This window comes from Pseudanabaena yagii GIHE-NHR1 (genome assembly GCF_012863495.1).
Taxonomy (GTDB): domain Bacteria; phylum Cyanobacteriota; class Cyanobacteriia; order Pseudanabaenales; family Pseudanabaenaceae; genus Pseudanabaena; species Pseudanabaena yagii.
The window spans coordinates 392,398-418,247 of sequence record NZ_JAAVJL010000003.1 but is presented as its reverse complement, the minus strand read 5'-3'; the positions used below and the strand labels follow the sequence as shown (position 1 = coordinate 418,247).

At 42.9% G+C, this 25,850-nt stretch carries 24 protein-coding genes; 15 read left to right on the top strand and 9 right to left on the bottom strand.

The window, feature by feature from the left end:
• Positions 1–224: 224 nt before the first annotated feature.
• Positions 225–1,136 (top strand): LysR substrate-binding domain-containing protein, encoded by a 912-nt coding sequence (locus HC246_RS22120; RefSeq protein WP_211167905.1) that lies wholly within the window; start codon positions 225–227, stop codon positions 1,134–1,136.
• A 5-nt stretch (positions 1,137–1,141) separates the two neighbouring features.
• On the opposite strand, the gene HC246_RS22115 is transcribed toward HC246_RS22120, so the two are convergent.
• Together HC246_RS22115 and HC246_RS22110 are read right to left on the bottom strand one after the other, a co-directional pair.
• Positions 1,142–1,570, bottom strand: coding sequence for a YidH family protein (locus HC246_RS22115; protein WP_169365581.1), 429 nt, complete (start codon positions 1,568–1,570; stop codon positions 1,142–1,144).
• A 330-nt stretch (positions 1,571–1,900) separates the two neighbouring features.
• Positions 1,901–2,230: a hypothetical protein gene (locus HC246_RS22110; protein ID WP_169365580.1), complete on the bottom strand. Its 330-nt coding sequence runs from the start codon at positions 2,228–2,230 to the stop codon at positions 1,901–1,903.
• A gap of 64 nt (positions 2,231–2,294) precedes the next feature.
• Here HC246_RS22110 and HC246_RS22105 point away from each other — a divergent pair, with 64 nt between their 5' ends.
• Positions 2,295–3,356, top strand: a complete 1,062-nt coding sequence (locus HC246_RS22105; RefSeq protein ID WP_169362074.1) for an IS4 family transposase — start codon at positions 2,295–2,297, stop codon at positions 3,354–3,356.
• Between the two features lie 63 nt (positions 3,357–3,419).
• On the opposite strand, the gene HC246_RS26090 is transcribed toward HC246_RS22105, so the two are convergent.
• The 3 genes from HC246_RS26090 to HC246_RS22090 form a co-directional block, all read right to left on the bottom strand.
• Positions 3,420–4,601 (bottom strand): transposase, encoded by a 1,182-nt coding sequence (locus HC246_RS26090; RefSeq protein WP_169361634.1) that lies wholly within the window; start codon positions 4,599–4,601, stop codon positions 3,420–3,422.
• Between the two features lie 103 nt (positions 4,602–4,704).
• A complete protein-coding gene (locus tag HC246_RS22095; protein ID WP_169365579.1) occupies positions 4,705–4,932 on the bottom strand; it encodes a hypothetical protein in 228 nt (75 codons plus the stop codon).
• A gap of 60 nt (positions 4,933–4,992) precedes the next feature.
• On the bottom strand, positions 4,993–5,727 hold the full coding sequence (locus tag HC246_RS22090) for a cadmium resistance transporter (protein WP_169365578.1): 735 nt from the start codon (positions 5,725–5,727) through the stop codon (positions 4,993–4,995).
• Positions 5,728–6,116: 389 nt separating this feature from the next.
• Here HC246_RS22090 and HC246_RS22085 point away from each other — a divergent pair, with 389 nt between their 5' ends.
• Positions 6,117–6,773, top strand: a complete 657-nt coding sequence (locus tag HC246_RS22085) for a cadmium resistance transporter (protein WP_169365577.1) — start codon at positions 6,117–6,119, stop codon at positions 6,771–6,773.
• A gap of 101 nt (positions 6,774–6,874) precedes the next feature.
• On the opposite strand, the gene HC246_RS22080 is transcribed toward HC246_RS22085, so the two are convergent.
• Together HC246_RS22080 and HC246_RS22075 are read right to left on the bottom strand one after the other, a co-directional pair.
• Positions 6,875–7,579, bottom strand: coding sequence for a glutathione binding-like protein (locus HC246_RS22080; RefSeq protein ID WP_169365576.1), 705 nt, complete (start codon positions 7,577–7,579; stop codon positions 6,875–6,877).
• Between the two features lie 147 nt (positions 7,580–7,726).
• Entirely contained in the window at positions 7,727–7,960 is a 234-nt protein-coding gene (locus HC246_RS22075; protein ID WP_169365575.1) for a hypothetical protein, read from the bottom strand.
• Between the two features lie 205 nt (positions 7,961–8,165).
• Between HC246_RS22075 and pdxR the strand changes: the two genes are divergently transcribed.
• The 10 genes from pdxR to HC246_RS22025 all read left to right on the top strand — a co-directional run bounded on the left by pdxR (position 8,166) and on the right by HC246_RS22025 (position 18,566).
• Positions 8,166–9,614 carry a MocR-like pyridoxine biosynthesis transcription factor PdxR gene (gene pdxR, locus HC246_RS22070; RefSeq protein WP_169365574.1) on the top strand — a complete coding sequence of 483 codons (1,449 nt, stop codon included), beginning with the start codon at positions 8,166–8,168 and terminating at the stop codon, positions 9,612–9,614.
• Positions 9,615–9,906: 292 nt separating this feature from the next.
• The gene (locus HC246_RS22065) at positions 9,907–10,701 is read left to right on the top strand and encodes an ABC transporter ATP-binding protein (protein WP_169365646.1); all 795 of its coding nucleotides are present in this window, start codon (positions 9,907–9,909) and stop codon (positions 10,699–10,701) included.
• Positions 10,658–11,524 (top strand): ABC transporter permease, encoded by an 867-nt coding sequence (locus HC246_RS22060; RefSeq protein WP_169365573.1) that lies wholly within the window; start codon positions 10,658–10,660, stop codon positions 11,522–11,524. The genes HC246_RS22065 and HC246_RS22060 overlap by 44 nt, the downstream gene beginning before the upstream one ends.
• A gap of 82 nt (positions 11,525–11,606) precedes the next feature.
• Positions 11,607–12,110 carry a MarR family winged helix-turn-helix transcriptional regulator gene (locus HC246_RS22055; protein ID WP_169365572.1) on the top strand — a complete coding sequence of 168 codons (504 nt, stop codon included), beginning with the start codon at positions 11,607–11,609 and terminating at the stop codon, positions 12,108–12,110.
• A 22-nt stretch (positions 12,111–12,132) separates the two neighbouring features.
• The gene (locus HC246_RS22050) at positions 12,133–13,467 is read left to right on the top strand and encodes an MFS transporter (protein WP_169365645.1); all 1,335 of its coding nucleotides are present in this window, start codon (positions 12,133–12,135) and stop codon (positions 13,465–13,467) included.
• A 63-nt stretch (positions 13,468–13,530) separates the two neighbouring features.
• Positions 13,531–13,896: a VOC family protein gene (locus HC246_RS22045; RefSeq protein ID WP_169365571.1), complete on the top strand. Its 366-nt coding sequence runs from the start codon at positions 13,531–13,533 to the stop codon at positions 13,894–13,896.
• A 164-nt stretch (positions 13,897–14,060) separates the two neighbouring features.
• The gene (locus tag HC246_RS22040; protein WP_169365570.1) at positions 14,061–14,267 is read left to right on the top strand and encodes a hypothetical protein; all 207 of its coding nucleotides are present in this window, start codon (positions 14,061–14,063) and stop codon (positions 14,265–14,267) included.
• A gap of 653 nt (positions 14,268–14,920) precedes the next feature.
• The gene (locus tag HC246_RS22035) at positions 14,921–15,811 is read left to right on the top strand and encodes a FecR family protein (protein ID WP_169365569.1); all 891 of its coding nucleotides are present in this window, start codon (positions 14,921–14,923) and stop codon (positions 15,809–15,811) included.
• Positions 15,792–17,429 (top strand): CHASE2 domain-containing protein, encoded by a 1,638-nt coding sequence (locus tag HC246_RS22030; RefSeq protein WP_169365568.1) that lies wholly within the window; start codon positions 15,792–15,794, stop codon positions 17,427–17,429. Before HC246_RS22035 ends, HC246_RS22030 begins: the two co-directional genes overlap by 20 nt.
• A 165-nt stretch (positions 17,430–17,594) precedes the next feature.
• The gene (locus HC246_RS22025; protein ID WP_169365644.1) at positions 17,595–18,566 is read left to right on the top strand and encodes an ABC transporter ATP-binding protein; all 972 of its coding nucleotides are present in this window, start codon (positions 17,595–17,597) and stop codon (positions 18,564–18,566) included.
• Positions 18,567–18,684: 118 nt separating this feature from the next.
• Here HC246_RS22025 and HC246_RS22020 read toward each other — a convergent pair whose 3' ends face one another.
• A complete protein-coding gene (locus tag HC246_RS22020; protein ID WP_169365567.1) occupies positions 18,685–18,831 on the bottom strand; it encodes a hypothetical protein in 147 nt (48 codons plus the stop codon).
• Positions 18,832–19,125: 294 nt separating this feature from the next.
• Entirely contained in the window at positions 19,126–19,998 is an 873-nt protein-coding gene (locus HC246_RS22015) for a hypothetical protein (RefSeq protein ID WP_169365566.1), read from the bottom strand.
• Positions 19,999–20,760: 762 nt separating this feature from the next.
• Here HC246_RS22015 and tkt point away from each other — a divergent pair.
• Positions 20,761–22,764, top strand: coding sequence for a transketolase (gene tkt / locus HC246_RS22010; RefSeq protein WP_169365565.1), 2,004 nt, complete (start codon positions 20,761–20,763; stop codon positions 22,762–22,764).
• A gap of 196 nt (positions 22,765–22,960) precedes the next feature.
• Entirely contained in the window at positions 22,961–25,630 is a 2,670-nt protein-coding gene (locus HC246_RS22005; RefSeq protein ID WP_169365564.1) for a DUF3536 domain-containing protein, read from the top strand.
• The last annotated feature ends 220 nt before the right edge of the window (positions 25,631–25,850 follow it).

The window sequence follows — 25,850 nt, the reverse complement described above, 5'->3', positions numbered from 1 at the left end:
AATTTCTATTAGGATCTACGCAAGTCTAATTTACTTTTTTGTGAGTAGATTTGGCGCAGGCAAATCTACTCACGCAGTGAGTATTATCTATCTTATTTGATCGCCTTTAGCTTTTTGGGGGCGCAACTCGATTACTTCAAAAGCCATATATAACGGTAATTTTGCGGTATTTGAGAGTGATGTAAGATTGATTTTCATCTATTGATCCAGAGCTAATAGAGCACATGACTCTTGAACAGTTACGAATTTTCCTTGCAGTTGCAGAACATTTGCATTTCACTCGTGCTGCCGAAGCCCTATATATCACTCAACCTGCTGTCAGTGCTGCTATTCAGAGTCTAGAAGCATGGTATGGGGTAAAGCTATTTCATCGCATCGGTCGCCACATTGAAATTACCGATGCAGGCTTATTATTGCAAACTGAAGCTAAGGACATTATTGATCGCATTAAATTAATGGAGAGAGGTTTACGCGAACTCAACGATTTCCAACGTGGTGAACTCAAACTAGGTACGAGCTTGACTATTGGCAACTATTGGCTACCTGCCAAAATCAGCAGATTTCAGGAACTATATCCAAATATCACAATCAAATGTACCCTTGCCAATACTGAAGAAATTTGTGATGGAACTGCCGCAGGTCTATTTGATTTAGGGTTGATCGAAGCTGATGTGAAGCCCTCATTACAAAAGGACTTAGCTCAAGAAGAAATTGGTAGCGATCGCTTGCTTATCGTCGTAGGCAAGGCACATCCTTGGTATGAACGCCCAAAGATCACCGTTGATGATTTGAGCAAAACTGCATGGGTAATGCGTGAGTCAGGCTCAGGTACACAGCAGGTATTTGAGCAGGCTTTGCTCAGTTGGGGAGTGAATCCTACGGAGTTAGAAATTATGTTAGTGCTTAGCAGTGGCGAGATGGTAAAAGCTGCTCTAGAAAGCAGTGCAAGGGCTGCTGCCATTTCCGAACTGATGGTACAAAAAGAGTTCCTATTAGGGACCTTACGTCTAGTCAAGGTTATGGATAGCGATCGCCGCAAATCCTTAGAAATTACCCGACCATTTCTCAAACTTCAGCATAACAAGCGCTTTCAAACCCGTATCGCTAAAGTATTTGGCGAGATTTTGCGTCAGTAAAGTTGTTAATCAGGAATAACTAAACCCATTTGTTCTAATGGTGCGGCGAACACGTAATAGATCACCCCTGCGCCAATGAGTGTGATTGCCAAGCTAAATAAGACAACCCAGCGATCTGGTGGATCGAAAGTATCGGCATCAATGTCATGACGTACCGCAAAATAATGATGCGTCGAGAGCCACACTGTTAACATCCCAATAATGGAAAATGCTAATCCTAATTTCCAACCATTACCGGGGGTAGGCAACATCGGAGGACGCAAAATTCTTAAACGGACTACGATTACACCAACACCTAATAGAGCGATCGCCATCCGCATCCATGATAGATAGGTTCTTTCATTGGCTAAATGATCGCGCACACGATTAGGATTTTGTTTACCTTTTATACTGGTTTCGTCTGTACTATTTTTGGGCTTGAAGGATAATTGCATTATCTTGGATATTTGGAGCGTCGATATTTATGTTGAATTTATGTTGAGCAAAAAATTGTTCTCCAGATTATATATTAAAAAATCTCCTGTATAAAAGGATGAGAATCCTTATGTATAGAGGTTTTCATTTTTGAAACAGGTAAAATAAAAACTCAAAACTCTTACTAGGCTTAATTTTTATTTGCAAATGAGTATGTAATTATTTGAAAAGTGCTATAGCAGTTTTCAATCAAGCGAGTTACATCGATTTATTTCCCCACCAAAGGTGGGGAAATACGGAAATTTGATCTCATCAAATTACGGTTTTGAAACGTAGAATCTACTAAGAATTTAATCTAATGGTGCTTCGATTAAGTTCATGGCAGCTAGGGCTTCAGGAGTTTCAGGGATTGCCCAATTGACTTCACCAGTTTTGTAAACCTTAGTCGTAGGAATATTCAATTCCACTGCACCAGTTGCGGGATTAGCTTTGGCAACTAGTTGCGTGCCGGTCACAATTTTGACAGCTACAGGCTCGCCATCATTGTTTAAACCCGTTGGCAAATAAATTCCTTGACAGTTCCAATCTTCATTAGTGGTTTGACCACTAGGTAATGTATAGAGACTGTTATCAAAAGTAGACGAATCTAACTTTGACTTTTTCCCCTTAGTACAGGACAAAAAGTTGCAAAAGTAGGCAGGGAGGGGTTTTATAAAAGATAACCACATCGTAAATAAAACCCCTATGAAAGAGATTAACCTATTCCGAGAAAAGTTGCAGCAACATCTGCAATGGAATAGAGCAAGACTAGCCTTTGTGTCCATGTTCTTGATCGCGCTAATGCGAGTAAAGACAGTAAACCTAGCTGAAATTGCCACAGGATTTAGTGGTTATGCCAAAGTCGAATCACACTATAAGAGGTTACAGAGATTTTTTCGAGACTTTGAAGTGGACTATGAAAAGATCGCACTCATGGTCGTCAAAGTCATGCAAATCCCCGAACCTTGGGTAATTTCTATCGACCGCACCGATTGGGAATTCGGTAAAACCGTGTTTAATGTGCTGACATTGGGAATAGTGCATTACGGTATTGCATTCCCGTTGGTATGGATGATGCTGGACAAAAAAGGTAACTCAAACACCCGTGAGCGCTGTGAATTGTGTAATCGATTTCTGGAAATATTTGGAGACCGCAAAATCGACTTTTTGAGTGCAGACCGAGAGTTTGTCGGTGAGGATTGGTTAGATTACTTGTTGTGTGAACCATGTAACCGTTTTCGTATCCGCATTCGTAAAAATACTTTGCTCAATGACGGGCAGAAAAAACTGCGTGCCGACATTTGTTTTCAAGACCTCCAAGTTGGTCAGTCCAAAGTATTGTCCAAGCCCAGAAAGGTTTGGAACCATTGGCTTCGTATAGCCGCTATGCGTCTTGATGATGGCGATTTATTAATTGTCGCGACGACTCATGACCCTGATACGGCTATTGCTGACTATGCTAAGCGTTGGGCTATTGAGACTTTATTCGGGTGCTTTAAAACCCGTGGCTTTTGTTTGGAGTCCACTCATCTTCAAGATCCTGAACGTCTTTCCAAACTAATTGCTTTGCTTACTCTGGCTTTATGTTGGGCTTTTTCTTCTGGGCTTTGGTTGGCTCAACTAAATCCCCTCAAGCCTAAAAAACACGGTCGTCTTCCTAAAAGCATTTTTCGCCTTGGTTTTGATTTCCTTCGTCACATCATCTTTGACTTACATCTCAATTCTCAAGCCTTCTTTAACTCCATTAAATTTTTGTCCTGTACTTAGCTTTTTCCCATAGACAGCTAAAGGACTACCAGTAAGGTTACGGCCTGATTGACTGACAAAAGTCTATGAAGCATAGTCGAGAGTAGAAGCATAGAACTCAATGCGGAATAATTTCTGAAGATGTTTTCGACGAGAAGCAATAGCAGGGTGAGAGTCAAGATAAGAAGTAAAAGAGTAGAAAGGCAAGAAAGCCCAGTTTTTAGTGATAGCGGTGTGAATCCAGTTCCAGCCAATCTTGAGATAACTAAGCCCACGAAACCAATGAGGATCAACCAAACGACGATAGCCAGAATCAGCAACCGCCAGTCCTTGAGCCGTTAAAAACAAGGTGGTCAGTGCTATCACAAAACAAAGGCGAGAAATGGCAGGAGCCGAACGTAAACGCGAAGATTCTAAATCAAAGCCATTAGATTTATCATCCAAGAAATTCTCCTCAATATCGAATCTCAGACCATACTCCCAAAAAGTTTGGAGTGTGGTAGGTTCAGTACTGAGAATATACCAATACTCTCGGCTCCCAGATTCCCAAGCCGCCGCAATATGCACATCGGTAAGACGCTTGGACTCAGTTTTGTGAACTTTAACATTGTGGATCAACTTAGCTTCACCAAGACGAAGATGTAATTGTTTGACTGTTTGCCAGCCATGCTTGGGGGCATATATCCAGAAATTACCCTTGATCCGAATCCGACATTGCCATTTTAATTCCCACACATAGCGCACCAGTTCTGGATTAGCAAATGCTCGGTCTGCTAATAAAACTACTTTGACATTCACGGGCAACAGTTTCGATGCGCGTTTGAGCATGTCTTGATAGCTACTCATCTCCACACTACTACTGCGATGTTTGATTACACGCCAACATAACGGTAAAGCTCTTCCCTGATGAACTACACACAATCGGATCATGCTGTATTCTTCCCACAGTTGACTGGTATCAAAACTCAGATATATTTCTGGCTCTTTCCATTTAGCGATTAACTCTTTGATTACTGGACTGTATAGCTTAGCTGGATTTATGCGCGGATTGTTCAGCCATCTTGATAGTTGTCTTTGCGTGCTTTGGGCGATCAATGCTTTTGTGTTGATATGGCTTAACCACTTCGTTAAATTCACACTCCCTGTGGCGATCATTCCCACCATCATCCACGCCATTACTCCCAAATGGCGCACATCTGACCACTGGCTGTATTGACTCCCGAATTTTATTAGTTCATTATAGATACGTGAGGCGTTTTGGGTCATTTGTCCTATGCTCCTTTTTCTTCAAAAAACAGCATACGCCTCTTTTTTACTCAAATTCAATCTCTGTATACTTTCTCGCAACTTCTCTTACCACTTTTGTCAGTCAATCAGGGTTACGGCATTCAGCAAAGGATTCACCTGTTTCAATGATGTATTTCTCAAATTGGAGTTTGGCAATTTCCGTGGGATCATTTGCCTTTGCTAACTCTTCAGTTACAGAGATGTAGTCAGGATTACTAGTAACGGGTGGTTTATTGGCTAAGGATGGTTGAGCGATCGCCAAATTAAACAGCACTACAAAAATGACAAGTAAAGATTGAATTAGTTTCATAGAATTTCCTCCTAAAAAGTCAAGGTTTGATAAAAAATAGGAGCTTGAGAAATCTAGATGCTAACCAGAGCTCTTTTCTAGTTGTGGCTCCTTAGAGGAGTTGAGTTCAGCGATATTACGACCGAGGTTTAAGACAACTAAGCCACCAATTAGTAAGCTGAGAACGGCTAAGCCACGATTTTCGAGGGTATGACTATCGATCATGATCAGAATTCCTAATCCAATCAACACAAAAGGAACCAGATAGTTACCATAGCGGGTCAAGGCATCCGCGATCGCAGGTAATTGGATTAAGCGATAGGCGGTATAGCACCATACTCCTACCATCGAGAAGAACACACCTAGAGTCACTAGCAAGCTTTCCAAAGTAGTGCTAGCAAAGAGCGGGACATAAATCCCTACATTGTCGCCACCATTAGCAAAAGTAACAGCCGCTACACTATAAACTTGGGGAGAAAGTAGGTTAGAGAACCAAAAATTTGATGTTTCTTGTAGGTTATCTTCGGGTTCGGCATCTTCAGTATCGGGGATGAAGAGACGATTAAGACCAATTGCGATCGGTAAAATCCCTAACATGCCAATCCAGTCACGGGGCATTAATAGTCCACCAAAATATCCAGATAAACTAGCTACCACTAGCGCTCCAAACCCTAAGTATTGCCCAAGCACAATATGCCGTTTACGCAATGCTGCACTTACCTGTGAGAAAAAGAGCAACAGAATAAGTACGTCATCAAGGTTCGTGGCAGTGAATGCAGTTATTGCTGTAGGGATTGAGGTTAGTAGTGAATTCATATTATTAATTAACGGAATTCTCGCGTTAAAAAGATGGAATCTATTTGTATTGAAGTTTCATTACGAATGAATTCAATATAGCGATCGCAACTAATAAAATCAAATATAGTTTCTTTTTAAAACGATAACTTCAAGTGATTGATATTGGGCTTAACAGGGTTCGCAAATTGATGCTTTGTAAACAGTAAAAGTCAATCTCGTCAATACTTTTAGCCTTCAATATTACAATCCAAAACTTCTATTCTTGAGCCTGCAAGAAAAATGTCGATATGCTTTCTTATTGATAAATTCAAATTATCATTTTGACAAGAAAGAATATTTGTTCCTATAGAAAAAAGCTAATAATATGAACTCAATTAAACAAGCAAATTGGAAGGAGAGAACTCAAGATGAGTTGGTTAGAAGGGACAATCGCCACAGGTCTCGCAGTTGCAGTGGCAACAACCCTTGACGATAATATTTATCTCACATCATTCTTCAGTCGAGTAAGTCGCACCTTTCGTCCCCGTCATGTCGTAGTTGGCGAATTCCTTGGATTTACGGTGTTAGTCGGCATTAGTTTGATTGGCTTCTTTGTCGGAATGGTAGTTCCTGACATGTGGATTGGCTTGCTGGGATGCTTACCCATCATTATTGGGATCAATCAGCTACTAAGCAAAGAAGAAAATAATGATAGCTCCGATGAATTAGAGCGTGTCCATACGGAAGTTGGCAGACCTCGCATTAAGCAATCACTATGGTCAACCCTTCGTGATCCTAAGACTCATCGAGTTACTGCTGTCCATATCTCTAATGGAGGCAACAATATCGCAGTCTATGTCCCCTTATTTGCTACTTGTAGCTTACCTAGTCTTGGCGTGATCTTGAGCATGTGCTACATGACTGTTGGTTTCTGGTGTCTATGTTCCTATAGCCTAACTCGCTTCCCTGGAATTTCTGTTTTAGTTACTCGTTATGGCAGCAAAATCTGTCCTCTGATCTTAATTTATCTAGGACTCTCTATTCTGATTAAAGCTCAGTCCTATCGCTTAATTCTTCCTATATAGAGCCATTTGACAATTAATTCATACTCAAAGACCTTGTTAACAGTGTTGCTCAGTAACACTATTAACAAGGTCTTTGAGTATTGAAGCTGTACATTTCAAATTTATTTGTTAGTTTGTAAATTTTCCGCAGTCTGTCCAAAGAGAATTTTCTTGCTTTCTTCGGTAATCGTTGGTTGATTAGCAAAGGGTTTAGCGCGTTCGTAGGCGCGAATCACCGCAGGGCGATCACCTATGCGTTGCAGCCAAGCCTGAAGATTGGGGAAGTCTTCGATATTTTGTTGTTGATGCTTGTGAAGGAGTACCCAAGGGTAGGAAGCCATATCAGCGATCGAGTATTCGCCAGTAATGTAGTCTTTTCCTTCGAGTTGATGATTGAGGACTCCGTAGAGACGATTGGTTTCCTTTACATACCGATCAATCGCATAGGGAATTTTTTCGGGTGCATATTGCGAGAAATGGTGGTTTTGTCCTGCCATTGGACCTAAACCTCCCATTTGCCAGAATAGCCATTGCATGACATTAGTGCGATCGCGCAAAGCTGTGGGTAAAAATTTTCCTGTTTTCTCGGCGAGATACTGCAAAATCGCTCCCGACTCAAATACAGATATGGCATCTCCCAAATCCGATGGATGGCGATCGATGATTGCAGGCATCCGATTGTTCGGCGAAATATTCAGGAATTCGGGTTTGAACTGGTCGCCAACGCGAATATCAATGGGATAAATCTCATACTCTAGTTCTGCTTCTTCCAAGAAGATCGTAATCTTATGACCGTTTGGAGTCGGCCAATAGTAGAGTTCAATCATTGGTTTAGGTACTTGGGTAGGCTTGTAAAAGTTCCTCCTATTGTAGTGCAAACCGAAAATAGCAGAACCTCAAACAAGTTTTTACAAAGGTTGCTTTGTAAAAACTTGTTTATTCTGTTTTGAGCGCTTTATACTCTCATTTCAGGACTAGAAATAATAATGGCTTTCAATCCAATTCATCACTTCTTCTTCTGTACCAAAGTTCGCAGAGTGACCAGTCTTAGGATCGTAAACACACCAGTAGGAATTACCCAAGCGATCAGTTTTTTGCCAAACTTTGGCTTCGTCATTTTGATTAAAGGTAGCTTGGGTGATATTTTGGAAGGCTTTGCCAAGAGCTTCCCAAATATTAATAGGATTAGGAATAAAAGAGACTCGCATAATTTTGCTATCCCAATTGCGAAGGTTTCACAATTCCTATTGTTATCTTTTAGTTAGAGGATGCGGAAGGTACAAATTTAAGCAATTTTACTAGTACAGTTGGCAAAATATTTCACTGTTCTAGTAAAATTAGTGAAAATTGTACTAGGTAATTTGAGAGGCGATCGCTATATACTGCTTTCACTATCTCAGTAGTGCTTGCCCTATGAGAATTCCCTTAAATCGCTCTGCCCAAGAGCCAATCTATCTCCAAATCCGCGATCGCATTAGTCATCTGATTACATCGGGAGCGCTGCAAGCAGGAGAGCAACTACCATCGATCCGTGCTCTCGCCGAAAGTGTGCAGGTAAATAAGTTGACTGTGATCGAAGCCTATAGTGTTCTTGAAGCCGATGGTCTAGTGTCTGCTAAGCAAGGCGCAGGCTACTTTGTGAATAATGCGATGCTTTCCCCTGAGCGTAGTTCTACCCTTGAAACCGATCAAGAGGTTGTAATTCCCAGTAAGTGGGGCGAGTCATTTTTCGATCAGTACATGGATTCTCTGCAAGCGCAGCTACATCCCGATGTGATTGACTTTACTTCAGGATTTCCACGCCCATCGGGATTAGAAGATCTGGCTAAAATTGCCCGTAGAGCGATGACTCAGGTAGCTGACGTGCTGTTTAGCTATGACTTCCCCCAAGGACAGTTTACCCTTCGCAAGCAGGTAGCGCAGATGCTCGCATGGAAATTGGGACTGGAGGCATCGGCGGATAATTTGATTATTACTAATGGCTCTAAACAGGCTCTATCCCTAGCATTTCAGTACTATCTCCGTGCAGGGGATTGGGTAATTGTGGAATGTCCGACCTATCATGGCGCGATCGCAATTTTAGAAAAGATGGGTATCAAGGTGATTGGTATTCCCATGCAGAATGATGGCATGAATTTGGAACTGCTCCATCAATATTTGCGTAGTCACCAACCTAAGCTGATCTATACCGTCAGCACCCTGCACAACCCTACAGGAATTACGACATCGCAATCCCATCGCCGCGAGTTAATCTCCCTAGCGGAAAAATATAACTGTCCTATTTTAGAAGACAATGCCTATGAAGGATTGAACTTTGAACCAGCCCCCGCCCCTCTCAAGGTTCTAGATCGTAGTGATTTAGTCACCTACATTGGTACATTCTCCAAATCACTGATGCCGGGGCTGAGAGTCGGCTATATGGTATCTACTGGTAAGCATTATCAAGCTCTAGTGGAACTAAAACTGCTCCATGATTTGCATGTCTCCACCGTAACTCAAGCGATCGCTAGCGAATATATTGCCTCTGGACATTATCGCCGCCATCTTAATCATTTGCGTACCATCAATCACCAAAGACATGATCGAATGCTGCAAGCAATGGAACAGCATTTTCCTAGTTCCGTACGCTGGACAGTTCCCAATGGTGGGTTATTTATCTGGGTACAACTTCCCAATCACACACCAATGCAAATTGTTGGACAGGAAGCCGCCGCGCAACAGGTACTCATTGGCAGAGGTAAGCTGTTTTTCCCTGATGGGCAAGGCTATCCCGCATTTCGCCTCAATTTCTCTCAATCCCTAGAAGATATCGATCGCGGCATTGCCATATTAGGCAATATTCTCAAACAACATCTTGCATAATTCGTCTGGCAAGTTGCTATAGACAAATCACAAAACAAGCTCTCCGCAAAAATAACCCGATTGGGGTTGTCATATATCAAAATGTTAGATACTCTAATAGTTAGTCAAAATTATTAGAGTATCTAACTATTTAATTCTCATTATTTCTTTGTTTTTTTCTTTGTTTTTTCTTTCATTTGCATAAATTTGATTAAGTTAAGGAGCAGTACTAACTGTGACTAGATTTCATGGAAACACCGAGCAGTACAATGCTCAAGATCATCTTGAGCATAACTATAGCGATGAACATTTAATGCTAGAGACGAGATCGCTGACGCGAGATTTTGGACAAATGCGGGCGGTGGATAATGTCAATATTCAGGTCAAAGCGGGTGAGGTATTTGGTTTATTAGGTCCTAATGGGGCTGGCAAAAGTACCACGATTAAAATGCTGACGACGCTCTTGCCTCCCAGTTCTGGTAATGCCGCGATCGCAGGTCTAGACCTCACCCATCAATCTTCCGAAATTCGTCGAGCGATCGGCTATGTGCCGCAGTCACTATCCGCCGACGGTAGCCTCACGGGTTATGAGAACCTATTGATTTTTTCTAAACTCTATGACATTCCTCGCAAATATCGCGAAACCCGCATTCGTGATGTATTGGAATTTATGGGTTTAGAAGAAGCGGCTCATCGGCTGGTACGAAATTATTCGGGCGGGATGATTCGTCGTTTAGAAGTGGCGCAGTCAATGCTGCATCAACCTCAAGTTCTCTTTCTCGATGAGCCAACTGTGGGTCTAGATCCCCTTGCCCGTAGCTATGTCTGGACATTGGTGAAGCAATTACGAGAAAGGTATGGAACCACGATTATCTTGACAACGCATTTTCTGGAAGAAGCTGATAGTTTGTGTGATCGCGTGGCGATTATGCAGGCGGGCAAGGTAGTTATCACAGGCGTTCCTAGCGAACTCAAAGCTTCTCTCAATCGTGAGAATGCCACATTGGACGATGTATTTATCCATTACACAGGCGATCAATTGACAACAGGAGGAGGTGATTATCGTGAAACATCTAGAAATCGGCGGACGGCTCAACGGTTGGGATAATTTGGCGCAAGGTTCGAGACGGCTTAAAAAACGCAATCTTTGGCAGGCGATCGCTGAATTTATTAATAAGACGCTGATCATTACCGAACTGGAAGTGCGGAAACTGCGTCACGATCCTACGGATCTGATCGTGCGGGCGGTGCAGCCTGTGTTGTGGTTGCTGATCTTCGGACAGGTATTTACGAGGATTCGTGGTATTCCGACCAATGGCTTACCCTATCTAGATTTTATGGCGGCAGGCATTCTTGCTCAGAGTGTTCTCTTTGTATCAATTTTTAGTGGCGGGATGTCGCTAATTTGGGAAAGGGATCTAGGATTAGCCCATAAATTTCTGGTCAGTCCTACTCCTCGCGCCGCCATTGTTTTAGGCAAAGGGGTTGCATCGGGTGTGCGCTGTTTATCACAGGTGTTGGTTGTTTATTTCCTATCCTTTGCTTTGGGAGTGCAGCTTAACTTTAGTGCGATCGCCATGTTAGGTGTCTTACTAATCGTGATGCTCGGCGCAGCTTGTTTCTCAATTTTTTCGATCATCGTGGCGTGTTTAGTCAAATCCCGCGAAGGCTTTAACGGAATGGGACAATTGATGACCATGCCCTTATTCTTCGCCAGTAATGCCATTTATCCGATCGAGATTATGCCGCCTTGGTTGCAGTTTGTGTCCCATATTAACCCCCTGACCTATGAGGTTGATGCCCTGCGGGGGGTGATGCTCCTGAATGGCACAAGTATCTATGGCTATGGCTTTGACACAGTAGTTTTGGTGTTAGTCCTGATTACCCTCACCTTTATTGGTGGTCGCCTATATCGTCAGATTGGAATGTAACGGGATAAAATGACAAAGAGTATCCCAAAGGGATACTCTTTTGCCCTGTAACAACCAATATCAGCTAAGAGTTAACTATCCCATGGGATCGAAAAAGTCAGTTCGCCAATCAGCTTCAGAATCCATTACTCCAGTCTTGGACTCCACATTATCCAAACAATGTGCGGCAAAAGTAATGGAAACAATTCCCTTAGTCATGCGATTTATTCGCGCTGATATGCGCGATCGCAAGGCAACTGAACTATCGGTTCCCCAGTTTCGGACTCTAGCTTTTTTAGATCGTAACCCCGGTGCATCCTTAGTCGAACTTTCAGAACATTTAGGCGTAACCTGTGCCACTGCCTCAGCGAATACGGAACGCCTTGTCCAACGCAACTTTGTCCATCGCTGTGACCATCCATCGGAGCGTCGTCGCGTTTCTCTAAAATTGACCCCCGACGGCAAAGCCCATCTTGATGCTGCCAGAGATTTAACCCGTGCCTATATCGCCGATCTGCTGGACTCCCTGAGTGAGGAACAGATCGCCAAAATTGATGACAGTTTAGCGCTTCTCTACCAAGTTTTTGAATCCAAATCTACTCCGTGAAGCTTTTTCTTTACGCATTACCATGAGTTCCCATCCGCAAAGCCCCAATCAAAAATCTTCGCAAACCTCACCTGAAATTAACCATCTCTCCGATCGCCCTGATCCCTTTGCGGCACTCAGAATTCGTGATTTTCGCCTCTTTGCGATCGGTAGAATTCTCATTTTCACTTCCTTCCAAATGCAAACCGTAGCCCTTGGTTGGGAGATTTATGATCGCACAGGTTCCGCCTTAGCCTTGGGTGGTGTGGGCTTAGCACAAGTCACACCGATGATCCTGTTAACGCTATTAACGGGTCATGTCGCCGATCGCCATGATCGCAAAAAGACAATCCTATTTGCCATTTTCCTGCTCACACTCTGCTCCCTCGGACTTGCGGCGATTTCCTATGGTAAAGGGGCGATCGCATGGATCTATATACTTCTTACCTTGATTGGCATTGGTCGTGCATTCCTGAAACCCGCCAGTGATGCCTTTGTCTGGCAGTTAATCCCCATCAATATGTTTACCAATGCCGCCACTTGGAACAGTAGCAGTTTCCAAATCGCGGCTGTTGCGGGACCCGCTTTAGGTGGATTAGCGATCGCCATTCTCGGTAACGCTACGGGAGTATATCTATTTTCGGCATTGGCGGCGCTATCTTGCTTTATCGCTGTGGCAGTCATTCCCAAACGCCCTGTTACTTATTCTTCAGAACCAATATCGATTAAGGCGCTATCCGCAGGTTTCAAATTTGTTTGGCATAATCAACTAATTCTTGCTTCGATTTCCCTTGATCTGTTTGCAGTTCTTCTTGGCGGCGCAACTGCCCTGTTACCAATTTTTGCGAAGGATATTCTCCAAGTTGGTCCCTTAGAACTCGGCTTTCTCCAAGCTGCGCCATCAATTGGAGCCTTAACGATGGCAGTAATTATCGCTCACTTGCCACCGTTCCGTCGTGCAGGCTTAGCGATGCTCTGGTCAGTAGTTGGGTTCGGCATAGTCACGATTATTTTCGGTCTATCCCGTTGGTTCTGGCTCTCATTGTTGATGTTAGTCTTTAGCGGAGCGCTCGACATGATTAGTGTTGTCATTCGTCATACCCTCGTCCAAATTCGCACCCCCGAAAATTTACGCGGTCGAGTTGCTGCTGTCAATAGCGTCTTTATCAGCGCATCCAATGAGCTAGGCGGCTTTGAGTCAGGTTTAGCAGCAGCAGTATTTGGTCCTATTCTTGCTGTCGTCGGTGGTGGTATTGGCACGATCGCCGTAGTATTTGCTACTCTCTGGTTATTCCCCAGTCTCAAAAATCTCGGCGCATTAGCAGACTATCGCGAACCAGATTTGGAAACATCAGAAGTCCAAACCTCAAAAGTGTAATTGAGTGGGCGCGATGCGCCCATTCAATTACACTTTTGAGCTAAATCAATTAGGAGAAAAAATATGTGGCTTAAAGCGATCGACCATATCCAAGTTACTTCCACCCCTGAATTAGAAGCGGACATGCTCTTTTTCTATGGTCAGGCGCTAGGATTATCGGAAATCCCAAAACCTGCATCACTACAAGCTGTAGGTGCATGGTATCAACTGGGGAATACTCAAGTTCATATTGCGACGGAACCAGAAATCCATAACGCTACAACGAGAAGACATATCGCTTTTCAAGTCGAGGATTTGGAAGCTTTTCGTCAGCATTTACAAAAGCTGAACGTTGAGATTATTCCCGATCTCCAACCATTAGTAAATTGCGATCGCTTTTATCTACGTGACCCTGCTGGCAATCGGATCGAGATTCTTGCATACCATTAACTAAACTTAAGCATCATACTTTAGGCTGATGCTTAAGCCTTTTACAATCACTTTTAGTTATGCTTTCCACAATCAAGACTGTTTGTTCGTTTTTGTTATACCAGATACAATAGAGACATATCTAAAAAGCTTTTCAAAGCGTGAAAAGGGGATGGGTGAGTATTATGTTCGGAAACATTAGAGAAACTCGTTATCAAGAAGGACAACGCGATCGCGACGGGGGAGTTTTGCCACGTAAAGATGATTCGGCATATTTAGAAGGTTATCTCAAAGGTAGACCTGAAGGCTTAGATGGAGTGATGCAATATTTCCCAACAGTAGAAGATTATCTGAAATGGAAATTGAATCACTCAAAGTCTTCTAGTATTTAACGTCGATTTTTGGCGAAGTTTGAGAGAGGGTTGGCTATGCCAACCCTCTCTCAAACTTCAGAATCAAAAAATTTGCTTAGCAAATTTTTTGATTCTGAAGTTGTAAAAGTTAAGTAACTAAGTAGCTAAGCGTAATTAAATATAGAGTGGAATCTTTCAATAAGATTGAGTAAAGCCGCTAAATTTATTATATTTTCGGTTCTGCAAGAGGTCTAATATAAAACTTAAAAAACTATGGTGTAAGCTGTGTCTACACTACAGCTTTTTGCTGATTATTAATTATGTTTAGCTACTTAGAACTGTTTAATTCTTTCAAATTGAAAGTAAAGCCAACCCCCTAAACCAAAGTATCCATAGGTTTTAGAGATTGCTTAGGCTATTAGAACTCGCAATTAGTTTGTCTCACTAATGCAAATTATTCTCTAGTATTTTGATGCCTTTTTAATTTTTTGTCTTAGATTTGTTTAGTTTGTTACTGAAATTAACTTTTTTACGTCTAATAAAGGCTTAATCTAGGTATATAGAGTTTTCCATTCTAGTGAAGTACAAGTTTATTTCTCCACCGAAGGCGAGGAAATAAACCTATGTAACTCGTCTGCTTGAAAAGCGCTACATAAATATTTAGTTTTTGTATTTCATCTTTATACCTAAGTATGAGCAATAGTCTTACTCGTCAAAGATTCTGGAACAAAAAGTTTTTGGGTGTACTTTGCTATAGTAGTGCAGCTTGTATTTTGGTGCTATGCGGAAAAGTAGAATTGAGCAGTGCTCAGTCACAAGTGCAGGTCAAAACCAATCGTTATTTACAAGTAGAGCAAATACAAGGCAATGTATTCTTTCGTAATCAGAATACTAATCGTCCTGCCCGTAAAGGCGATCGCCTCACAAATATTGGCGATGAAATTGTGACATCGGGACAATCAACAGCCGTCTTGAGTGTTGATACGGGAGTGGGGTTTGTCAATGTTGCCGAACAAACAACGGTGCGGATCAATTCCTTGCAGATTAGCAATGACAATGGAAGAATTACTAACCTTCTAGTACCAAGGGGCATAGTACGCTTGCGGATCAGACGTTTTACGAATCCTAGTTCAAGATTTGACATCCAGACACCTGCGGTGATTACAGGTGTACGTGGCACAGAGTATGTGGTTAATGTCAAAAATGATGGGCGGACTGTCCTTGCTACACTTGATGGTGCTGTCAATACCTCTGCTCAAAATATAGATGTTCTAGTAAATAAAGGATTTCAAAATCAGACTATAGTTGGTGAACCACCTTCACAACCTGTCCCAATTCAAGATAACACCGACATAGATTATCAAGTCATCAAACTTTTTGAGAATGGAGAGCGACAGGTAATCTTGGTTGGCAATGTTGACTTTGCGAATACAGTATCAATTGATGGGGTAGCGCAAAATGTAGATCGAGATGGTCAGTTTCGAGCAGTACTAACTACTAATTCCATTTATCGGGCAGAAATTCAGGTAATTGTCACCTCACCTTCGGGCAAGCAGCGCACCTATGATCTTGTCATCTACTAAACCAATAGTACCGATAGGTTGGAAATATATTCCTTGGGCAATATCAACTGCGATGGTAGCAATCCTGTTCAAGCTTGGAGCTTTTCAGCCCCTTGAATATTTTGCCTACAATCGCTTTACCAATTTACGGAGCAATCGCCATTGGGATGAGCGTTTAGTAATTATTGCGATCGATGATGTCAGTATCGAAAAACTAGGACGCTTTCCTTGGTCACGCGATCGCTATATTCCCATTATCCAAAAACTTACCAAGGCAGGTGCAAGCACAATTACGATCAATTTGTTGTGGTCAGAATCTAGCCCTGCCGATACACAACTAGCCAAAGCTATCACAGCAAATCAAAGAGTAGTGCTCGCTCAGGCTTGGGGGGCAAATGGCAAACAATTGCAACCAGTATCAATTTTGGCGGAATCAGCGATCGGTATTGGGCAGATTGTTGAGACTAAAGATAGTGATGGCATTGTGCGTCAGACCCATCTATATATGGAAGATACCCCATCGCTAGCGATGGCAACCTTGCAAGCCTATAACCTAGTGCAAGGGACAGTCCCGATGCCCGAGCCCAATCTTCCCTATGGCATTAATTGGTCGCATCGACCGCAAAAAATGCGCCAATATTCCTTTGTAGATGTGCTCGAAGATCGAATTTCTCAACAAAATTTTCAAAACAAAATTGTACTGATTGGGCTAACCGCAACTGGCTCGGAACCTTTAATTACACCATTTGATCAAGCTCAATCTACTTATGGTGTTCATTTACATGCCACTATCCTCCAAAATCTTTTGCAACAAAACGCGCTACGAGTTCTTCCTGAGCATTGGAATTGGGGTTTGATTTTATTAGGTGGGACTGTTATTGCTTGGGTAATGCGGTCTAGCAAAACATTGCAACAGTTTGCGGTTTTATTGATTCTTATTGGTGGATGGGGAATTTGTGCTTTTGTGAGTTTTTCCTATGGTTACTGGATACCTATTGCCATGCCGATCACTTTAATAATGACAATAGGCGTTAGTAGTATTATTCAACGTCAAATTGAAACCAAGCAACATCTCCAACAAATCAACTCCAAGCTTGCCTATGATGCTTTTCACGATAATTTGACGGGGTTAGCTAATCGTAATCTATTAAACGATCGCATCGAACATGCCATTTCGCTATACCAAAGACATGGTTATCTCTTTGCATTAATTCTGCTGGACATGGATGGATTTAAAGCGATTAATGATAATTTAGGGCATCTCATTGGCGATCGCCTTTTGATCGAGGTATCGCAAAGGTTATGTGCATCAGTGCGGATGGGCGATACCGTGGCGAGATTGGGAGGAGATGAATTTGTGATTTTATTAGAGAATTTAAAAGAAAGACAGGATGCGATTATTACGGCTGAACGAATTCAAGCATCAATGGAACCCACCTGTCGTTTAGCGGAGCAGGATATTAAAATTTCCATCAGTATGGGCATGGCGTTTAGTGTGGAAAGCTATCACAGTCCTAAAGAAATCCTCGTCGATGCTGATATTGCCATGTATCGAGCTAAATCAATGGGTAAATCCTGCTATCAAATTTTTGATCTCTCGATGCAAGGTGATCCAAAAAAATCAAGGGATTTTCGCTAAGTAACGCGAGTGATGTTTAAAAATCTAAGAGTTTTATAAAAGTGGGCTAAGTTAGCCCACTTTTATAAAACTCTTAGATTTTTGAGTTAGTGCAAAGTACTGTAATGCGAATAGTGATTTAAAATATTGCTTGAAAGCATGAACTTGGCAGCTTTGATCGCAGCTATGGTAGAAGTATTGACTAACGAATCCCAAAAACAAATTATCCAAAGCAACGCCATCATGGCTGATGGGTTGAGCAAAGTTTACCGTACTGGTTTTTGGCTAAATCAAAAAATTAGTTCTTTACAGTCTTTGTCGCTGACCATTAGTAAAGGCGAGACTTTTGGTGTATTAGGTCCTAACGGTGCTGGAAAAACAACATTATTAAAGATTCTGCTTGGTATCGTGCAGCCCACATCAGGAACGGGTGAAATCTTAGGGTATCCCCTTGGCGATCGCACAGCAAAGCAGTCTATTGGTTATTTACCTGAAAATGCTTATTACTATGACTATTTAACAGGCTGGGAGCTACTCGATTTTATTGGGAGCTTGTTTGGTGTGGAGCCATCCTTGCGTCGTCAGAGGATTGCCGATTTACTTGACCTTGTGGGGCTATCCCAATCCGTTGCACGCAAAAAGCAATTGCGTCAATATTCTAAGGGGATGGTACAAAGAATTGGAGTTGCTCAAGCGCTGATCAATGATCCTGAAGTGGTTTTCTTAGACGAACCGATGTCTGGGCTAGATCCCGTAGGACGTTATCAAGTGCGGGAAATTATTCTCATGCTCAAGAAACAGGGCAAAACTGTATTTTTCAACAGTCATATCTTGTCAGATGTGGAGTTAATCTGCGATCGCATTGGTATTCTCAATAAGGGCGAACTCGTCGCCATGGGAACACTCAATGAATTACTCGGTACTGAGCAGTCCTATCAGGTTAGCGGACATGGGGGCACTGAGGCAGAGTTACAACCTTGGTTACAACATCTTATTTTTCAAGGAGATACTTGGCATGGTCAATTAGCCAAGGACTTACCCGAATTTTTGACCTATCTTGCTAGCATTGGCGCAAAGGTGATCGCGATCGATTTAGCGCGTCAAACCTTAGAAGAATTTTTTATCGATCAAATCAAAGCGTCGAGACATAAGGATTAAGCAAAAAGGGTTTCACTACAAATTAATTAGTGAAACCCTTTTTTATAAAAACTAGCAATACTTCAATTTAGGGATAAAGATGAAAAACTAAGTACACCCCTACACCTTAGATCTAGACTTACTTAGAATGGTCAGAGGCAGGATCACCAGTGAAAGGTTGTTCCCCTGTAGCAGGAAAATCATCTTTACTAGGAGTGAAAATTTTAGCGATCGCATCGCTTAAATATTCCACCATATTCATGAATTTTTGTGTTAAGCCGTTCATAACTATCACCCTTAGAGGAATATCTAGAGAACTTGATTTAGGATTTTTTTCCTATCTATGTATATGGTAATACTTAAATTGTTAGGGATCACTGATTTTAAGCTGCCGTAACAATTGTTTGAATTTCGACACAGGTTTAGATTAATTTCTCTTGATCCACCAATTTTTCAATAAACTGTCCCGCCCTGCGGTAACGGCATAAAAAGCAAATAAGTGAAGGTGGCACTTCGTGCCACCTTCACTTACTAAGTGGGAATATTTTTTGCAGAAACCTTGTAAAAAGCTCTGGGTTATCTAACCTCTCGCCATCACACATGCAATGTTTGTATTGATAGATATCTTTTTGCGAATCTCTAACCATCGATCTTTTAATGCTTCTGGACTCAACCTTATTGCGGATTGAGAAGCCTGATATTCCACAATTGCCATAGCAATGCGATCGAGCGATTGACTAGTATATGTACCTGATAAATCGTCATATTCTGGTAATTCATATGTATAAGTATCTTTGCCAGAGCATTTCACCATTCTACGAAATGGTCTACTGATCAACTCAGAATTGACGGCATCACGAATTACATTCCATTCACGCCAATGATCCCGTTGTTCTGACCTCGCATATCCAAATCCATCAAGCTTTTTATAGTACAAAAAATCTGTATATGCAGTTATGACGCGATCATAACGATATGTACTATCATCCTTACCTAAACGAACGCCACGTAGATTGCCGTCACGTATGGTAATCACCAAAGGGGTTTTGGTAAACGTATTGTTTGTCCTTGATTCTTTCCAAGCCTTATAATGCCGTAATGATTGGGTCAAAAGCCAACATCCATCACGATGCTCAAAGATATAAGCTTCTGGGCTTCCATAAGTTCTAACTAGAGTTCCATCTCCATCTTTCTTGTCATTAAGAAACTCAGCTCTGATGTAATTCACGCGAAACGTTTTGGCATCGATTCTTTGAAAGTCTAGTTTTAATCGATTTTTTAATACCTCACCATCGCCAGTATATTTGGGAAAAGGAGCAAGATTGACATATTTATTGCCGATCGCCCCAATTCTAAAATCCACGTAGTCTTTGTCTCTGATCACCATCACTAGCAAACTCGGATCTTGATAGTCTCGAATTTGGAATTCTGACGAAACATATTTAGAAACCATTTAAGAATTGTAATCTTAGCCCCCCTAGCCCCCCAATTCTGGGGGAAACCAGATTCAAGTCCCCCAGAATTGGGGGATTTAGGGGGGCTATTGGTAGACTTTTAAACGAAATTTTATGTGTCATGTAATTCTTAAATAGTTTCTTATCTCTCCCCAAAGAGTCACGCACAAACAACTCAAAAAAGCTCTTGAATTCATCAGGGGAGCATTGAGCGATCGCAGTTTTTGGGGAATTACTAACTTTTGAGATTTGGGCATCTGCCATCAGAGTTGAAGCAGATGTAATACTATTTTGATTTTTAGGAAAAACTACTGATTGCTGATGTTGTGTTACCACAGCAGATATTGGGGCATAAAGTGTAGCAGCTTGAGACAGCAAGAATAGTGCCAGCATCGTGAAAGCTCAAAAACCTTAAATAAGATTGATTTTGTGTTTTCAAATAAGCATATGCTCATTTGAAAAACTTCTATAAAACCAATGGCGATCGCCGAGAGAAGTACAGACTTAAATTTTTATATTTTTGTTTCAGCTTTGTCTTGAATGTCTCTATAGACAAATTATTGGTGCGGTGCTTCGCACCGCACCAAATAATTCTTGAGTTAGAAGTGAGTAGATGCAGAATTTTGAGCTGTGTCTAACGAACTTTGAAGAGATCAATTGAGTAAGACGCTACCAAATATTAAAATTTGTTATTGTTATGGGACAGTTTTGAGGGAAAATGTACCTGATTGAGTACAAAAATTTTCTAAGCAATTGTAACTATGGTCGCTGCACCCTCGAAACCTCAAACTCTTGAGACCCTCTGCATTAACTCCATCCGCTTTTTGTCGATCGATGCGGTCGAAAAAGCAAAATCTGGTCACCCCGGTCTGCCGATGGGGGCAGCACCAATGGCTTTTGTGCTGTTCGATCAGTTTTTAAAGTTTAATCCTAAAAATCCTAAGTGGGTTGATCGCGATCGCTTTGTCCTCTCCGCAGGACATGGTTGCATGTTGCAATACTCCTTGCTACACCTCACTGGCTATGACAGTGTCGGTATTGAAGATATTAAACAATTCCGTCAGTGGGGCAGCTCTACCCCCGGACACCCTGAAAACTTTGAAACCGCAGGCGTAGAAGTTACCACAGGTCCTCTCGGTCAAGGTGTTGGTAATGCCGTTGGTTTAGCGATCGCCGAAGCACATTTGGCTGCCCGTTTCAACAAGCCCGGACATAACATTGTTGATCACTATACCTACGTCATTCTTGGCGATGGTTGCAACATGGAAGGCGTAGCCTCTGAAGCTGCTTCCTTGGGTGGTCACCTCAAGCTCGGCAAGCTGATCATGATGTATGACAGCAACAGCATTTCCATCGATGGCAGCACCGATCTTGCCTTTACTGAAGACGTTGGCAAGCGCTACGAAGCTTACGGTTGGCATGTTACCTATGTTGCTGATGGTAACGAAGACCTCGATGCGATCGCTAAGGCTCTCGAAGAAGCAAAATCTGTGACCGACAAGCCTAGCTTGATCGTTGTTACCACCACCATTGGTTACGGTTCTCCTAAGAAAGCTGGTACTTCTGGCGTTCACGGTGCGGCTCTTGGTACGGATGAAGTTGCTGCAACTCGTGCTAACCTCGGCTGGGAATATGCACCCTTTGAAGTGCCTGCTGATGCTCTAGCTCGTTTCCGTCAAGCGATCGAGAAAGGTGCTAAAGCTGAAGCTGAGTGGAATGAGCGCTTTGCTGCTTACGAAGCTGCCTACCCTGCTGAAGCTGCTGAATTTAAGCGGATCATGGCTGGCGAACTTCCTGAAGGATGGGAAAAGGCACTTGAACCCGTTGCTCAAAAGGAAACCTCAACCCGTCTTCTTTCTGAAGCTTGCTTGAACGCATTGTCTCCTGTGCTTCCCGAATTTTTGGGCGGTTCTGCGGACTTGGCTCACTCCAACATGACCTATGTTAAGGGTCTGCCTGACTTCCAATACGGTTCCTACGAAGGTCGTAACTTCCGCTTTGGTGTGCGCGAACATGGTATGGGCGCAATCATGAACGGTATGGCGCTTCATGGCGGTACAATCCCCTATGGTGCAACCTTCCTCGTATTCGCTGACTATATGCGTGGCGCAATGCGTCTCTCGGCATTGGCGGAAATCGGTGCATTGTACATCTTGACCCATGACTCCGTAATGCTCGGTGAAGATGGGCCTACTCACCAACCCGTAGAAACCATTGCTTCCTTACGTGTAATTCCTAACGCTCTGACCATCCGTCCTGCGGATGCTAATGAAACCGTAGCTGCTTATCAAGTGGCGATCGCTAACCGTAAGCGTCCTAGCTTCCTCGCCTTTACCCGTCAAAATGTAAAGAACCTTGCAGGTACTTCCATCGAAGGTGCGAAGAAGGGTGCTTATAGTGTTGTTGATGTTGCCAATCCTGAATTAATCATCATCGCCACAGGTTCTGAACTTGAGTTGGCAACCAAGGCGGCGGCTATTCTCGCTGGTGAAGGTAAGGCTGTGCGTGTTGTCTCGATGCCTTGTCAAGAACTCTTCAACGAGCAATCTGATGAGTACAAAGAATCCGTACTTCCTGCATCCGTTAAGAAGCGCGTCAGTGTTGAAGCTGGTAGCACCTTTGGCTGGCATAAGTATGTCGGTTCTGAAGGCGCAGTTATCGGTATGGATACCTTCGGTGCTTCGGCTCCTGGCCCAGTTGTTTATGAGAAGTTCGGCTTCACCGTTGATAACGTTGTCGCAACTTCACGCAAAGTTCTCGGTTAGATTGCAATCTCAGTAAAGATGAACGGTGCGAAGCGCCGCCAATGCTTAAACTAATAAAAAAGCTGCACTAGGTGCAGCTTTTTTATTGGCTGCTTTTTTATTGGCATTTCTAAAACTTTTCTATACTTCCTTGCGAACCACTAAGCAGATCTGCCAAGATAGAATATATATCGTTTGCTTATAAGGGAAGATTTGCGTGACTGTTGCTGCTTCTGTTTCTTCGCCTGATGTCCAGAGTCCGACTGATTCGGGAATTTATATTACAATTCACGGTCACTTTTACCAGCCTCCGCGTGAAAATCCTTACCTCAATGCGATCGAGCGGCAAGAAAGCGCGGCTCCCTTTCATGACTGGAATGCGCGGATTCACCATGAATGCTATCGTCCCAATGCATTCTCACGGATCGAGCGTCATGATGGCAAAATCGTCAAGATTGTCAATAACTACGAGTACATGAGTTTCAACATGGGACCAACGCTGCTCTCATGGATGGAATTCTACGATCGCGATACCTATCAAGCGATTCTCGATGCCGATAAACGCAGTGCCGATCGCCTAAATGGTCATGGCAATGCGATCGCGCAGGTCTATAACCACATCATTTTGCCCCTCGCCAATTGGCGCGACAAATTGACACAGATTCGCTGGGGAAAGGAAGATTTTAAATCTCGATTTGGGCGTGATCCCGAAGGAATGTGGCTAGCGGAAACTGCCGTTGACTATGAAACCCTTGAGGCTCTGGTACTAGAGGGGATCAAGTTTATTGTGCTGGCTCCTTCGCAGGCACAGCGCTGTCGTCCCATGCCCACCAAAGACAATCCCAATCCTGCATGGGAAGAAGTAGGTGGCGCACAGATTGACCCTAATCGTCCCTACCGTTGCTACTTACGTCGCCATAGCAATACGAAGGGGAATGTATCGGAACTTGGGCAGTTCCATTTGCCACCCGATACTGATGCTTATATCGATGTATTTTTCTATGACGGGCCGATTTCACGCGACATGGGCTTTGGGGATCTCTTAGGCAGTTCCCACAATTTTGCTAAACGTCTCAGTCAAGCCGTCAGGAATGATAATCGTCCGCATCAAATGGTTTCTGTGGCAACCGATGGCGAAACCTTCGGACATCACAAGCATTTCACCGAGAAGACGCTCTCCTATGCCTTTGTGGAGGAATTTCCTAAGCGTGGCTGGACAGTGACCAATTACGCCCATTATTTGAGCCTATTCCCGCCCACCTACGAAGCAGAACTGAAATCTGTCACCGCTTGGAGTTGCGCCCACGGAGTCGATCGCTGGCAAGGTGGCTGTACCTGTGGCGGTGAAGGATCGGGCTATCAGCAGCTCTGGCGGCGACCTCTGCGCGATAGTCTTAACTGGCTACGTGATCGCCTTGCGACGGTTTATGTAGACATCGGACGTAAATATTTTAATGATCCTTGGGAAGCCCGCGATCGCTATATCGAAGTTTTGCAATATTCATTGCGCGATAACATTCCTGATCTTTCGCCAATTTTAGAAAAGTTCTTTGAACAGCAATGTGGTAACAAGGTAAATTCTTCAGCCCAGAAAATTGACGCTCTGCGCCTATTGGAAATGCAACGCCATGCCCTACTGATGTTTACCAGTTGCGGTTGGTTCTTTGAGGAATTGTCGCGACCTGAAACTGTGCAGATTTTGCGCTATGCCGCTAGAGCGATCGAGCTAGCCGCCGATGTTGCAGGAGTATTGCTAGAGGATGAATTTATTCATCGTATGGCAAAGGCTCCGAGCAATCTCGCTGAGTTTAAGGATGGCGAAGGCGTATATCGCAAACAGGTAATTACCAATCGGATTAGCCTCGCGCAGGTTGCGGCTCAATATGCCCTGAGTTCGACGCTGGGAAATTATGGGCGATCGCAACAAATCTATTGCTACCAAATCCAACAGCAAGACTATCAACTGCAAAGAATTGGCTCGATGTCCTTAGCGATCGGGCAGATTCACTTAACTTCGCGGATTACCCAAGAGTCGGTTAGTTACATTTTCGCGGTGCTACATCTGGGCGGCGATGATTTCCATTGCTGCATTCAGCCCTTCACAGGGCGAAGAGAATATGAAGAGATTAAAGCAACTCTCTTTAAAACTCTCAAACAGGCGAATACTGCGGCGGTGATCTTGGCAATGGCAAGTACCTTTAGTGGTGAACAGTTCAGTCTGCATCATCTATTTGCTGAGGAGCGTCATCGGATTCTGCAAATGCTAGCTGATGAGACATTGACCCGACTCGATCAGCTATACGAGCAAGTCTATCGCGATAATTACGGAATATTAATTTCCTTCCGTCGTGACGATTTGCCCGTGCCGCCTGAACTGCAAGTAGCTGCCGATATCGTGCTCAACAATCGTCTTACGGAGGAACTGAAGAAACTGGAAACAGGAACATCATTACCGAATGTGGGACTAGATGCAGTGGCGATTGAGGCAATTAATCTCGGCTGTAAGTTTACCCATGTAGAAGATGCCAAGATCCTCGAAAAATATATTTTGAGACAGATTCAGGAACTTTCTAAGATTCAGGATCTCCATGAGAAGGCCTTATTTGATCATCTCAATCAAATTGAGGAAGCCCTAGCGATTAGCGATCGCCTCAATCTGAAACTCAATCTCAATCTCTCGCAGGAAGCCTTTCTGAATTATCTATTCAAAAGGATTGCTCCCCAATGTGTCCTCGCTAGACAGATTCTCGATTTAGAATCCGTTGAAAAACAACCAATCCATATTGAGATTAATCTTTGTGAAGGTATTTCTAATTTAGAGCTACATCAGTTAATTGATACCGCTAGCAAATTAGGAATTGCCACAGAAGCTTGGCTTCATGCCTAAAGCATTTACAAACTGACAAAAAAGCTCGCTTTGCGAGCTTTTTTGTCAGTTTGCTAAGAGTTTTCTTTTTAACGTCAGTGCGAGTTAAAATTGCAAATTTTATAATCCCTAAATCAAAAGCCTTGCTACGCAAAGCTTTTGATTTAGGGATTTGAGAGAGCGTTTGCTAAGCCAACGCTCTCTCAATAAATTTTAGGACTGCTCACCATATGTTAGTTTG

Coding starts and splice junctions, on each gene's coding strand:
- HC246_RS22115 (WP_169365581.1), bottom strand. CDS start 1,570: ATGCAATTATCCTTCAAGCCCAAAAATAGTACAGACGAAACCAGTATA.
- HC246_RS22120 (WP_211167905.1), top strand. CDS start 225: ATGACTCTTGAACAGTTACGAATTTTCCTTGCAGTTGCAGAACATTTG.
- HC246_RS22105 (WP_169362074.1), top strand. CDS start 2,295: ATGAAAGAGATTAACCTATTCCGAGAAAAGTTGCAGCAACATCTGCAA.
- HC246_RS22095 (WP_169365579.1), bottom strand. CDS start 4,932: ATGAAACTAATTCAATCTTTACTTGTCATTTTTGTAGTGCTGTTTAAT.
- HC246_RS26090 (WP_169361634.1), bottom strand. CDS start 4,601: ATGACCCAAAACGCCTCACGTATCTATAATGAACTAATAAAATTCGGG.
- HC246_RS22030 (WP_169365568.1), top strand. CDS start 15,792: ATGATCTTGTCATCTACTAAACCAATAGTACCGATAGGTTGGAAATAT.
- tkt (WP_169365565.1), top strand. CDS start 20,761: ATGGTCGCTGCACCCTCGAAACCTCAAACTCTTGAGACCCTCTGCATT.
- pdxR (WP_169365574.1), top strand. CDS start 8,166: ATGAGAATTCCCTTAAATCGCTCTGCCCAAGAGCCAATCTATCTCCAA.
- HC246_RS22015 (WP_169365566.1), bottom strand. CDS start 19,998: ATGGTTTCTAAATATGTTTCGTCAGAATTCCAAATTCGAGACTATCAA.
- HC246_RS22050 (WP_169365645.1), top strand. CDS start 12,133: ATGAGTTCCCATCCGCAAAGCCCCAATCAAAAATCTTCGCAAACCTCA.
- HC246_RS22085 (WP_169365577.1), top strand. CDS start 6,117: ATGAGTTGGTTAGAAGGGACAATCGCCACAGGTCTCGCAGTTGCAGTG.
- HC246_RS22055 (WP_169365572.1), top strand. CDS start 11,607: ATGGGATCGAAAAAGTCAGTTCGCCAATCAGCTTCAGAATCCATTACT.
- HC246_RS22090 (WP_169365578.1), bottom strand. CDS start 5,727: ATGAATTCACTACTAACCTCAATCCCTACAGCAATAACTGCATTCACT.
- HC246_RS22080 (WP_169365576.1), bottom strand. CDS start 7,579: ATGATTGAACTCTACTATTGGCCGACTCCAAACGGTCATAAGATTACG.
- HC246_RS22065 (WP_169365646.1), top strand. CDS start 9,907: ATGCTAGAGACGAGATCGCTGACGCGAGATTTTGGACAAATGCGGGCG.
- HC246_RS22045 (WP_169365571.1), top strand. CDS start 13,531: ATGTGGCTTAAAGCGATCGACCATATCCAAGTTACTTCCACCCCTGAA.
- HC246_RS22075 (WP_169365575.1), bottom strand. CDS start 7,960: ATGCGAGTCTCTTTTATTCCTAATCCTATTAATATTTGGGAAGCTCTT.
- HC246_RS22040 (WP_169365570.1), top strand. CDS start 14,061: ATGTTCGGAAACATTAGAGAAACTCGTTATCAAGAAGGACAACGCGAT.
- HC246_RS22020 (WP_169365567.1), bottom strand. CDS start 18,831: ATGAACGGCTTAACACAAAAATTCATGAATATGGTGGAATATTTAAGC.
- HC246_RS22025 (WP_169365644.1), top strand. CDS start 17,595: ATGGTAGAAGTATTGACTAACGAATCCCAAAAACAAATTATCCAAAGC.
- HC246_RS22035 (WP_169365569.1), top strand. CDS start 14,921: ATGAGCAATAGTCTTACTCGTCAAAGATTCTGGAACAAAAAGTTTTTG.